The organism is Streptomyces sp. NPDC037126, from assembly GCF_055605965.1.
Genome location: NZ_JBVJTD010000003.1, coordinates 140,029 through 152,250, shown reverse-complemented (window position 1 = coordinate 152,250; position 12,222 = coordinate 140,029). Strand labels below are relative to the sequence as shown.

Below are 12,222 nucleotides of genomic sequence, written 5' to 3'. Positions count from 1 at the left end.
GTTGGGGACCGGGGCCCCCGTGCCGGCATCGGCAGGGGCGGACCGCTACCCGTAGCAACAACAGGAGACAGCGATGTCCCAAAAGGCTCACCCCCACGAGGCCGCTGAGCCCGAGACCCCGCATCTCGACCCGAACCTCGACTTCGCGGGCACCACGCCGTACGAGGACTACGTCAAGGCGGACGTCCTCACCCACCTGCAGCACACCCTCTCCGACGACCCCGGAGAGATGGTCTTCCTGGTCACCACCCAGGTCATGGAGCTGTGGTTCACGGTCATCGTCCACGAGTGGGAGACGGCGGCCAACGCCCTGCGCTCGGACGACGTCCCGACGGCGATCGCCGCGCTGAAGCGCTCCGTGCGTGAGCTGGAGGCCCTGAACGCCTCCTGGACTCCGCTCGGCCAGCTCACCCCCGCCCAGTTCAACTCGTACCGCAGCGCACTCGGCGAGGGCTCCGGCTTCCAGTCGGCGATGTACCGGCGCCTGGAGTTCCTGCTCGGCGAGAAGTCCGCGTCCATGCTCGTACCGCACCGCGGCGCCCCCCGCGCCCACGCGGAGCTGGAGAAGGCGCTGCACGAGCCCAGCCTGTACGACGAGGTGCTGCGGCTGCTGGCCCGCCGCGGCCACGCGATCCCCGACCCCGTCCTGCGGCGGGACCTCACCCAGCGCTACGAGCCCTCCGAGGAGGTCGAGCAGGCCTGGGCCGCGATCTACGCGGGCGACCAGGACGCCGAGACCGCCCGCCTCGGCGAGGCGCTGACGGACGTGGCCGAACTGGTGTGGCGCTGGCGCAACGACCACCTCGTCGCCACCCGCCGCGCGATGGGCGCCAAGGCCGGCACCGGCGGCTCCGCCGGCGTGGCCTGGCTGGAGAAGCGCGCCCGCAAGAACGTGTTCCCGGAGCTGTGGACGGCGAGGTCCCATGTCTGAGCAGGCACTGCGGGCGGAAAAGCTGGACGCCGCGGACGACCTCGCGCCGCTGCGGTCCCGCTTCGTCCTGGACGACGTCGTCTACCTCGACGGGAACTCCCTCGGCGCGCTGCCCGCGAACGTCCCCGACCGCGTGGCGGACGTCGTCCGCCGCCAGTGGGGCGAGCTGCGCATCCGCTCCTGGGAGGAGAGCGGCTGGTGGACGGCGCCGGAGCGGATCGGCGACCGGATCGCCCCGCTGGTCGGCGCGGCACCCGGCCAGATCGTGGTGGGCGACTCCACGAGTGTCAACGTCTTCAAGGCACTTGTCGCGGCCACGCGCATGGTGGGCGACGACAGGACCGAGATCCTGGTCGACGCGACGACCTTCCCCACGGACGGCTACATCGCCGGGTCGGCGGCCCGTCTGACCGGCCGCACCCTGCGCGCCGTGACACCGCAGGAGGTGCCGGGTGCGCTCGGTCCCCGTACGGCGGCGGTGCTCCTCAACCACGTCGACTACCGCACCGGCCGGCTGCACGACCTGCCGTCCCTGACGGCCGCGATCCACGCCTCGGGCGCCCTCGCGGTCTGGGACCTGTGCCACAGCGCGGGCGCACTGCCGGTCGGCCTGGACGAGCACGGGGTCGACCTGGCGGTCGGCTGCACCTACAAGTACCTGAACGGCGGCCCGGGTTCACCCGCGTACCTGTATGTGCGCCGGGAGCTGCAGCCCCGCTTCGACTCGCCGCTCCCCGGCTGGAACTCCCACGCCGAGCCCTTCGGCATGAACCCGTCCTACGCACCGGCCCCGGGCGCGCTGCGCGGCCGCGTCGGCACCCCGGACATCGTCTCCATGCTGGCCCTGGAGGCGGCCCTGGAGGTCTGGGACGACGTCGGCATCGACGCCGTCCGCGCCAAGTCCCTCGCCCTGACGGACTTCTTCCTGGAGTGCGTGGGCGCGTACACGGAGCCGGGCCGCGTGCAGTCCGTGACCCCGGAGCCGCACGAGGAGCGCGGCAGCCAGGTCGCCCTGCGCTGCGACGACGCGGGGGAGGTCATGAAGCGCCTGATCGCGTCCGGCGTCGTGGGGGACTTCCGCCACCCTGACGTCCTCCGCTTCGGCTTCACCCCCCTGTACACCACCTTCACCGACACGGAACGCGCAGCCCGCACGCTGGCGGACGTACTGACGACGGCTTAGCGGCTGTCGTCGCCGCCCCGCAGCGGGCGGTCGTGCGGCTGGTGGGCGGCTTCGGGGCCGGCCCCCGCTGTGGGCGGTCGTGCGGCTTCGGTACGGGCACCCGCTGCGGGCAGTCGTGCCGCTGGGGCGGCACGGGTGGGCGCTGCGGCACCCGGCGAGCGCCGGTGAGCGACCCGACCCGGTGTCCGGCGACAACGCGGGACACCGGGTCGGCACCGCGCGGCGGTCCGGACCCCGACGCAGCCCACCGCAACGCGACTCGACTCAGCTCGGCCACTCCGCCCCGCTCCCCCCCGGCGCAGAACCGTTCCCCCTCACCGTGCGTGACATCCCCATGTCCCCGCACGTCACCAGCCTGATACCGTCCCCGCCAACGACCGACGATCAGTCCCCACCTGGTCCGCCGAGCGCCAAACCCGTCCCGTCGCTGAGAGGTTGGAGCATGCCGGACGACGCCGCCGCAGCCCGCGCCGCCGCCGAAGAGGAGTCCGCCTTCTCGCACCCCCCGGTCGACCCGGACGCCACCGCGGCCTACGGCACCCACCCCGACCAGGTGATCGACTTCTACGCCCCCCGTTCCGGTGAGCAGGCCGCCCCCCTCGTCGTGGTCCTGCACGGCGGAGCCTGGCGTGCCCGTTACGACCGCCGCCACATCACCCCCTTCGCGGACTACCTGGCCCGCCGCGGCTTCGCGGTGGCCAACGTCGAGTACAGGCGCGGCGCCGACACTCCGATCCCCGCGCAGCACAACGGGGCCGAGGCGGCGGGCACCGGCGCCACCCCGGTCGCCGGCCGCTGGCCCGACACGTTCGACGACGTCGCGGCCTCCCTGGACGTGCTCCCGGCCCTGGCCCGCGAGGCGCTCCCGCAGGCCGACGCCCGCCGTATGGTCCTCACCGGCCACTCTGCGGGCGGCCACCTGGCCCTGTGGACGGCGGCCCGGCACGTCCTCCCCGCGGACGCCCCCTGGCGCACGGCCCGCCCCATCCCGCTGCGCGGTGTGGTGGCACTCGCCCCGATCGCCGACTTCGCCGTGGCGGAGAAGCTCGACGTCTGCGGCAACGCGTCCCTCCAACTCCTCGGCGGACAGGCTCACTTCGCCGAGCGCCGCCCGTACGCGGATCCCGCCCTGCTCCTCCCCACGGGTATCGCGACGACGCTCGTACAGGGCCGCGCGGACCTGGAGGTGCCGCACGCGGTGGCCGAGTCGTACGCGGAGGCCGCGGCCAAGGCGGGGGAGATGGTGGGGCTGACGCTGCTGGAGGACGTGGGCCACTTCCCGCTGATCGACCCGGCGGCGGACGCCTGCGCGGTGGTGGCGGAGGAGATCGCCCAACTGGCGTGGTGACGACCCGGGTCCGCCCCTGAGACCGGACCCGGTCATACCCGTAGTACCTGAGAGCTACCCCGCAGGACAGCCCCCTGGCGGGACGCCGACGACAGGCCCCGATCCCTAACTTCCCTTTCAGAAAAGCCCGATGGCCGGGCCACCTGAAAGGAACCCCCCATGGGGCCCACCCCACCCGACCCCCCAACAACACCTACGCGCCCCGACCGCATCCCACATCCGCCAACGGCCGCGGCGCAGCCTGGAGGCGACCCGCATGCGCCGACGGGGCGCGCGCCGCACGGGAGCGACGCGCATCCGCCGACGGTGCTCGCGCGGTCCGAGGGCGACTGCCATTCGCCGACGGTTCTCGCTCGGCTTGGGGGCGATCCGCATTCGCCGACGTTGCTCGCGCGGCCCGAGGACGTCTCACTCCCGCCGACGGTCCTGGTGCGGCCCGGGGGCGATCCGCACCCGCCGACGGCGCTTTCGCCCCACAAGGGCACCTTGAGTCAGCCGACTTCGCTGCCGCCCATCAAGGACCACCCGCATTCGTCGACGGCGCTCGCGCTGCCCGAGGGCGACCCGCATCCGTCGACGTTGCTCGTGCTGCCCGAGGGCGACCCACTCCCGCCGACCGCGCGCGCGTCGCACGGGAGCGACCCGCACCCGCCGACGGCGCTTCCGCCCCGCGGGGGCCACCCGCAGTCGGCGAGGAAAGCTGCACGGGGGGTGCGGGTGGGAATCCAGACCCGGCCGGAGGCCGGGCACCCACCCACAAACCCGCACCCGAACCCGCACCCGAACCCGCACCCGAACCCGCACCCGCACCCGAACCCGAACCCGCACCCGCACCCGAACCCAGACCCACACGCGCACCCCCACCCCACCCGCCGCCCAAAGAAGTGGCTGCGCACCCTCCTCGCCACCCTCCTGACCACCGCCGTAGCCGCCCCCCTCTCCGCCGCGGGCCGCCCCCCGATCCCCGCCCCCACCCCCGCAACCCTCCCCCCACTCACCGCGGCAACCCTCTCCACCACCTACGCCGCCAACCGAGCCAACGCCACCCAGGCCGCCCGCATGGCCGCCTCCCACGGCGACCCCCACCGCGCCGCCGCCGACCAGGCCCTCGCCTCCCCGTCCCGTCACCTCCTCTCCTTCGACGGCCGAGGCACAGGCCTGGCCACGGAGGTCCTGGGCGACCTCGCCCACGCCGACCACATCGCGGTCCTGGTCCCCGGCTCGGACACCTCCCTGGACACCTACGCCCGCTTCCACAAGGCGGCCGCAGCGCTGTACACGGCCCTCACCACCCCCACCACCCCCACCACCCCCACCACCCCGACTCCCCACGTCGCCGTCGTCGCCTGGCTCGGCTACCAGACCCCGGCGACGGTCAGCGCCACGGTGACCACCACCACCCGCGCCGACGAAGCCGCCCCCCACCTGCGCACCTTCGTACGCCAACTGCGCACCGTGGCCCCCGCGCAGGCGCACATGACCCTGGTCTGCCACTCCTACGGCACGGTCGTGTGCGGCCGCGCAGCGGCCGGCCTGGACGCGGACGACATGGCGCTGCTCGGCAGCCCCGGCACCGGCGCCGACTCGGTCGCCGCCCTGCACACCCGCGCCCGCGTCTGGGCGGCCCGCGGCAGCGAGGACTGGGTGGCGAACGTGCCGCACGTCCGCGCCCATCTCTTCGGCATCACCCTCGGCTTCGGCACCGACCCCGTCTCCCGCGCCTTCGGCGCAAGGGTCTTCGACGCGGCCGACGCCGACCACAGCGGCTACTTCACCCCGGGCTCGGCCTCCCTGGCCAACCTCGCCCGGATCACCCTCGGCGAGACCTCGGAGGTGCCCCATGCCTGAACAGCCCCCGGCCGACACACCCACAGCCCGCCCGGCACCCCCCGCACCCCCCGCACTCCCCGACCCCCGCCACCAGGCCCCCCGATCCCCGCGAGCCCCCCACGCCCTGAACCCCCTCCAAGCCCTGCGCCGAGCCGCGCACCAGGTCGACGCCGTCACCCCCGCCTCCCGGGACCGAGCGACAGACGCCCTGCGCGCCTTCGCGATCCTCGGCGTCGTCCTCGGCCACTGGCTGGTGACGGCACTGGTCGCGGGCGACGGCGGCCTGCACACCGCGAGCCCCTTGCAGCACATGCCCTGGCTGGCCCCCGTCTCCTGGCTGTTCCAGACCCTGGCCGTGTTCTTCCTGGTGGGCGGCCACGTGGCGACCCGCGGCCTGGCCACGGCCCGGACGAGAGGCGACACCTACGGCGCCTGGCTGCGCGCCCGCCTCGTCCGCCTGCTCCGCCCCGTGGCCGCGCTGCTCGTCCTGTGGTCGGTGACGACCGCGGCGCTCCTGCTCACCGGCGCCTCGCAAGAGACGGTCCACACGCTGGTCAAACTGGCCCTGTCCCCGCTGTGGTTCCTCCTGGTCTTCGCCGCGCTCACGGCCGCCACCCCGCTGGTCGCCCGCCTCCACCCGCTGTGGCCGTTCGCCGTGGTCCTGCACGTGGACGTCCTCCGCTTCGGCCTGCACCTCGGCCCGTCCTGGCTCGGCTGGGTGAACGTGGCGGCCGGCTGGCTGGTCCCGTACACCCTGGGAGCGGCCTGGGCCCGGGGCGAGCTGCGCAGCCGCCGTTCGGGCTGGGTGCTCCTCCTCGGCGGCGGCGCGGCCACGGCGGCCCTGGTCCTCTGGGCCGGCTACCCGGCGTCCATGGTCGGCGTGCCCGGCGAGGCGATCTCCAACCTCGACCCGCCGACCCTGGCGGCCGTCACCTTCGGCCTGGCCCAGTGCGGTCTGGCGCTCCTGCTGCGCGACCGCCTGCGCCGCGTGATGGCGCGTCCCGTCCCCTGGGCGGCCACGGCCCTGGTCAACCTGTCCGCGATGACGATCTTCCTCTGGCACCAGACGGCCATGATGGCGACGACGGCGACGAGCCTCCTGGCCGGCCGGCTGCCTGGCCTGCACACCGTGCCCGGCTCCCTCGACTGGGTGGCTTCCCGCCTCCTGTGGCTGCCCGTCTTCGCCTTCGTGCTGGCCCTGTGCTGGACGGCCTTCCGCCACCACGAACAGGGTCCCCGCCGTCCCCGTAACCGCAGGTCGCACGTGGTCCACCGCCATGTGCCCGGAGCGAAGTCCGAGTCCAGTGCCTAAAGTTGACATCGTGAAACCCGCGGACCGCGACGACCTCGACAAGCCCCCCACGTCGGCCGGTACCGTACCCGCCCCCGCGGCCGCCACCCCGGACACCGGGCCCGATCCGAAGAGCCGGCTGGGCGCCTGGCTGGGCGAGTCGCCCTCCAGCCAGTCGCCCCCCTTCTCCAAGTACCGCTGGCTCCGCCTCCTCACCTATCTCCTCGTCGGCTGGCTGGCCTACGGCATAGCGCTTGCCGGTGCGGAGGACCTGTCCCACAGCTACCGCTTCCTCCCCGCGGTGGCGTACCTGAGCACCGTGACCCAGGCCGCCGCCGTCGTCCTGGCCCTGCGGCGGCCCCTCCCCGCCTGGGCGCTGTCCCTGTCCGCCGCCGCCTTCACCGCGCTGCTCGCCCGCGAGAACATCGAGAGGTTCCAGCTCGCGGGCCCCGACTGGCCGTGGTCCACGGCCACGCTGCTGGCCCACACGGCCGTGCTCCTCCTCCTCGCGCTGCGGGTCCGCTTCCGCGTCACGGTCGGGGCGCTCGGCGGGACCGTCCTGGTGACCGCGGTCGTCGAGGGCTTCATAGGGGCGCTGCGTTACTCCCCGACGGGCCGGGTCGCCGTCGGGCTGTTCGCCGCCGCCGCCGTCATCGGCGCCGCCCTGCGAAGCCGGAGCGAGGCCCGCGAGGAACTGGTCCAGCAGACGACGATCACCGCCGAGGAGCGGGCCCGCCGCACCCTGCTGGAGGAGCGCAACCGTATCGCCCGGGAGCTGCACGACGTGGTCGCCCACCACATGGCGGTGATCTCGATCCAGGCCCAGGTGGCCCCCCACCTGGTGGAGAACCCCTCCGAGGAGCTGAAGGAGAACCTGGCCGGGATCCGTGGCAACGCCCTGGAGGCGCTGACCGAACTGCGGCGCGTGCTGGGCGTCCTGCGTTCCGAGAGCCCGGACGGTCCCGAGGCAGCCGAGGACGCCTACGGGCTGTCCGCGCCCGGCTCCGGCACCGCCCCCGACGCCCCGCAGCCGAACCTGGCCCGCCTGGACTCGCTGATCGAGAACACCAGGGCGGCCGGCCTCGAGGTGCGCAAGGTCGTGGACGGCGATCCGCGCGCCTACCCGCCCGGGGTGGAGCTCTCGGCGTACCGGATCGTCCAGGAGGCCTTGAGCAACGTCCTGCGGCACGCACCCGGTGCGACGGTCCGCGTCGAGGTCGGGTACTTCTCCCACGGGATGTACCTGGGCGTCGTCAACGGCCCGCCGCGGCGGCCCGTCCAGCCGTCGCCGGGCAGCGGCCTCGGACTGCTGGGCATGCGGGAGCGCGCGGCGATGCTGGGCGGCCACGTCCAGGCGCACCCGAACCCGCACGGCGGCTGGCTGGTCTCGGCGTTCCTCCCCCGCGACGGCGCCCCGGACCGTGCCGGAACGGCGCCGGGCCTGCCACCGGCCCGGCGGTCCCCGCCGCCGTCCCTGCCCCCGTCCGCGTCCGATGCGCACAGACCCGAGTCCCCGACAGGAGAACAGAGCCCATGACGAGCGGCGCCGGCACCATCCGCGTACTCATCGCCGACGACCAGGAGATGGTCCGGCAGGGTTTCACCGTGCTGCTCAACACCCAGCCCGACATCGAGGTGATCGGGCAGGCGGTGGACGGCCGGGACGCGATCGCCCGGACCGCCGAACTGGTCCCGGACGTGGTGCTGATGGACATCCGGATGCCCGAACTCGGTGGCATCGAGGCGACCGAGCGCATCACCGCCGACGCTCCCGCCGTCAAGGTGCTGGTGCTGACGACGTTCGACCTGGACGAGTACGTGTACGACGCCCTGCGGGCCGGAGCCTCCGGGTTCCTGCTCAAGGACGCCTCCGCGGACAAGCTGGCCGAGGCGGTGCGGATCGTGGCGGCCGGCGACGCGCTGCTCGCCCCCGGCATCACCCGCCGTCTCATCGCGGAGTTCTCCCGGCTGGACGGCAGGCACCGGACCCCGCTCAGGCAGCGCGTCGGCGACCTCACCGAGCGGGAGACCGAGGTGCTGGCGCTGATCGCACAGGGGCTGACGAACGCGGAGATCGCCGAGCGCCTGGTCGTGGCCGAGCAGACCGTGAAGACCCACGTGGGCCGGATCCTGGTGAAGCTGGGCCTGCGCGACCGCACCCAGGCGGCGATCTTCGCCTACGAGTCCGGGGTGGTCCGTCCCGGCAGCCGCTGAACCCTTGCGGGGCGACCCGTAGTACCTGAGAGGGATCCGGCGGAACCCCTCTCCAAGGTGACGACCGGACCCCCGGACCGGGCCTACCGTTTTCGATGTGACCGAGACGACGCACACGCAGACGACGCCGCCGGGCGTGGCGGGCAGGCCGCGCAGCCCGGAGTTCCGGCTGGCCGCGGACGCCCTGAGCGGGCTGCGGCAGGACCTGTTCCACGAGGCCTTCGCCTACCGTCCGCTGCCCCGCCTGGGTGCCGACAGTGCGCTCGTCCGCCGCCGCTCCGGCCGCATGAGGGAGTACGCGACCTGGGCCCCGCACGCGGTGGTGGTCGCCCTCGGTGCGGTGGCGATGCTGCTCGGACTGTCGCGCACCGGCGACTCCGGGGTGCCGTCCCTGCTGTGCGGGCTGCTGGCCCTGGCGCCGGTCCTGCTGACCCTGGCGCGTCCGGCCGGGGCGTTCTGGCTCTCCCTCGCCGCGTCCACGGTCACCGCGGCCGTCGCCTCGGACGAGTGGAGCGGCTGGCCCTGGCAGCCGAGCAGTTTCTTCTCCCACCTGGTGGTGCTCACGGTCGTCGCGATACGCACCCGGCCGCGCACCGCGGCCTGGATGTGGGTGCTGACCGGGGTCTACGGCTTCTTCGCCCAGAGCCTCTTCGCCGGGTCGCACTACGACGTCGACGTGGCCCAGATGCTGGTCCTGTCCGCGCTGCTCCTGCTCGTGGTCACCGTCCGGCACATACGCCGGCAGGCCGTGCGGGAGGTGACCGCGCAGCAGACGGTGACCCTGCACGAGCGCTCGCGCCGCACGCTGCTGGAGGAGCGCACCACCATCGCCCGGGAGCTGCACGACGTGGTGGCCCACCACATGTCGGTGGTCGCCATCCAGGCGGAGGCCGCGCCCTACCGGGTGGAGAACCCGCCGCCGGAGCTGGAGAAGGCGTTCGCCACCATCCGGGAGAACGCGGTGGCGGCCCTGACCGAGCTGCGCCGGGTCCTCGGGGTCGTGCGCGCCGAGGACTACGAGGTGCCGGACGCCCCGCAGCCCACGCTCGCCGATCTGGGCGGGCTGCTCGCCAACGTGCGGGAGGCCGGCCTGGAGGTGGAGAAGGCGGTGACCGGCGCGGTGCGCGAGCTGCCGCAGGGCGTGGAGCTGTCGGCGTACCGGATCGTGCAGGAGGCGCTGAGCAACACGCTGCGGCACGCGCCGGGGGCGGGCGCCCGGGTCGAGATCGGGTACGTGCTGGGGGGCCTGGGCCTGCGCATAGTCAACGGCTCGCCGCCCGCCCCGAATCTGGTCAAGGCCTCGCCCGGCGCCGGGCACGGCATCACGGGCATGCGGGAGCGCGTCACCATGCTGAACGGTGAGATGACGGCGGGCCCGACGGACGAGGGCGGCTACGAGGTGTCGGTGTTCCTGCCGGTGCCGGCCGCCGACACCGGCATCGAGGACGGGGCATGACGATCCGCGTACTGATCGCGGACGACCAGATGATGGTCCGCGAGGGCTTCTCGGTCCTGCTGAACGCGATGCCGGACATCGAGGTCGTCGGCGAGGCCGTCAACGGACGGGAGGCGGTCGAGCGGGTGCGGGAACTCGCCCCCGACGTGGTGCTGATGGACATCCGCATGCCGGAGATGAACGGCATCGAGGCGACCCGGGAGATCGTCGCGACCGACGCGGCGGCGAAGGTGCTGGTGCTGACCACGTTCGACCTGGACGAGTACGTGTACCAGGCGCTGCGGGCGGGAGCCTCCGGCTTTCTGCTCAAGGACGCCTCGGCGCGGCAGCTGGCGGACGGGGTGCGGGTGGTGGCGGCCGGTGAGGCACTGCTCGCGCCGTCGGTCACCAGGCGGCTGATCACGGAGTTCTCGCGGATGCCGGAGGCGCCGCGTCTGATGCCGTCGGCGCAGGCGGCCTACGGGGAGCTGACGGAACGGGAGACGGAGGTGCTGGTACTGATCGCCCAGGGCCTGTCGAACGCGGAGATCGCCGGGAGGCTGGTGGTGGCGGAGTCGACGATCAAGACCCATGTGAGCCGGATCCTGGTGAAGCTGGGTCTCAGGGACCGCACCCAGGCAGCGGTGTTCGCCTACGAGGCACGGCTGGTGACGCCCGGCTGAGGGTGCGGCAGGCCCTGGTCAGCAGGGGATGCCGGGGGCTAACGTCCGTCCATGGCAGCTGCTTCGGAGATCGTTTTCGACCCCTGGGACCCGGCGTTCGTCGCGGACCCGTACCCGGCCTACGCCGAGCTGCGGGCGCGGGGCAGGGTGATCCGGTACGAACCGACCGACCAGTGGCTGGTCCCGCACCACGCGGACGTCTCCGCGCTGCTGCGTGACCGCCGGCTCGGCCGCACGTACCTGCACCGGTTCTCGCACGAGGAGTTCGGCCGGACCGCGCCCCCGCCGGAGCACGAGCCGTTCCACACGCTCAACGACCACGGGATGCTCGACCTGGAGCCGCCGGACCACACCCGGATCCGGCGCCTGGTGTCGAAGGCGTTCACCCCGCGCACGGTGGAGCGGCTGAAGCCGTATGTGCACGGTCTGGCGGACGAGCTGGTGGGAGGCCTCGTCCGGGCGGGCGGCGGCGATCTGCTGACCGATGTGGCGGAGCCGCTGCCGGTGGCGGTGATCGCGGAGATGCTGGGCGTCCCGGAGGCGGACCGGGGTCTGCTGCGGCCCTGGTCGGCGGACATCTGCGGGATGTACGAGCTGAACCCGTCGCAGGAGACGGCGGCCAGGGCGGTGCGGGCCTCGGTGGAGTTCTCGGACTATCTGCGCGAGCTGATCGCGGCCCGCCGCAAGGAGCCGGGAGAGGACCTGATCTCGGCGCTGATCGCCACGCACGAGGAGGACGACCGGCTGACCGAGCAGGAGATGATCTCCATGGCGGTCCTGCTCCTCAACGCGGGCCACGAGGCGACCGTCAACGCGACGGTGAACGGCTGGTGGGCGCTGTTCCGCAACCCCGGCCAGCTGGCCGCCCTGCGCGCCGACCACTCCCTGATCCCGTCCGCGATCGAGGAGCTGATGCGCTACGACACCCCGCTCCAGCTCTTCGAGCGCTGGGTCCTGGACGACATCGAGATCGACGGCACGACGATCCCGCGGGGCTCGGAGATCGCGATGCTCTTCGGTTCCGCCAACCGGGACCCGGCGGTCTTCACCGACCCCGACCGCCTGGACCTCACCCGCGGCGACAACCCCCACATCTCCTTCAGCGCGGGCATCCACTACTGCATCGGCGCGCCCCTGGCCCGTATGGAACTGGCCGCCTCGATGCGGGCCCTGCTGGAGCGGGCCCCGGCGCTGGCCCTGGCGGCAGAGCCGGAGCGGGGGTCCAACTTCGTGATCAGGGGGCTGCGGGGGCTGCCGGTGACCGTGGGCTGACCGGCCGGCCGCGGTGCACCACCCCGGCCGGCCGG

General features: G+C 73.7%; 10 protein-coding genes. All 10 read left to right on the top strand.

Annotated features, from left to right (window positions below; all coding sequences use genetic code 11):
* Positions 1-73 precede the first annotated feature (73 nt).
* Positions 74-931, top strand: a complete 858-nt coding sequence (locus ACZ7FF_RS09320) for a tryptophan 2,3-dioxygenase family protein (protein WP_470810788.1) — start codon at positions 74-76, stop codon at positions 929-931.
* Positions 924-2,114 (top strand): kynureninase, encoded by a 1,191-nt coding sequence (kynU, locus tag ACZ7FF_RS09315; protein ID WP_470810786.1) that lies wholly within the window; start codon positions 924-926, stop codon positions 2,112-2,114. Before ACZ7FF_RS09320 ends, kynU begins: the two co-directional genes overlap by 8 nt.
* 442 nt (positions 2,115-2,556) lie before the next feature.
* A complete protein-coding gene (locus tag ACZ7FF_RS09310) occupies positions 2,557-3,462 on the top strand; it encodes an alpha/beta hydrolase (protein WP_470810784.1) in 906 nt (301 codons plus the stop codon).
* 888 nt (positions 3,463-4,350) lie between these two features.
* Positions 4,351-5,310 carry an alpha/beta hydrolase gene (locus ACZ7FF_RS09305; RefSeq protein WP_470811434.1) on the top strand — a complete coding sequence of 320 codons (960 nt, stop codon included), beginning with the start codon at positions 4,351-4,353 and terminating at the stop codon, positions 5,308-5,310.
* The gene (locus tag ACZ7FF_RS09300; RefSeq protein ID WP_470810783.1) at positions 5,303-6,604 is read left to right on the top strand and encodes an acyltransferase family protein; all 1,302 of its coding nucleotides are present in this window, start codon (positions 5,303-5,305) and stop codon (positions 6,602-6,604) included. The genes ACZ7FF_RS09305 and ACZ7FF_RS09300 overlap by 8 nt, the downstream gene beginning before the upstream one ends.
* 10 nt (positions 6,605-6,614) lie before the next feature.
* Positions 6,615-8,120 carry a sensor histidine kinase gene (locus tag ACZ7FF_RS09295; protein WP_470810781.1) on the top strand — a complete coding sequence of 502 codons (1,506 nt, stop codon included), beginning with the start codon at positions 6,615-6,617 and terminating at the stop codon, positions 8,118-8,120.
* Positions 8,117-8,797, top strand: a complete 681-nt coding sequence (locus ACZ7FF_RS09290) for a response regulator transcription factor (RefSeq protein ID WP_470810779.1) — start codon at positions 8,117-8,119, stop codon at positions 8,795-8,797. Before ACZ7FF_RS09295 ends, ACZ7FF_RS09290 begins: the two co-directional genes overlap by 4 nt.
* 97 nt (positions 8,798-8,894) lie before the next feature.
* Positions 8,895-10,253 (top strand): sensor histidine kinase, encoded by a 1,359-nt coding sequence (locus ACZ7FF_RS09285; RefSeq protein ID WP_470810778.1) that lies wholly within the window; start codon positions 8,895-8,897, stop codon positions 10,251-10,253.
* Positions 10,250-10,915, top strand: a complete 666-nt coding sequence (locus ACZ7FF_RS09280; protein ID WP_470810777.1) for a response regulator — start codon at positions 10,250-10,252, stop codon at positions 10,913-10,915. Before ACZ7FF_RS09285 ends, ACZ7FF_RS09280 begins: the two co-directional genes overlap by 4 nt.
* A 51-nt stretch (positions 10,916-10,966) precedes the next feature.
* The gene (locus ACZ7FF_RS09275) at positions 10,967-12,187 is read left to right on the top strand and encodes a cytochrome P450 (protein ID WP_470810776.1); all 1,221 of its coding nucleotides are present in this window, start codon (positions 10,967-10,969) and stop codon (positions 12,185-12,187) included.
* Positions 12,188-12,222 lie beyond the last annotated feature (35 nt).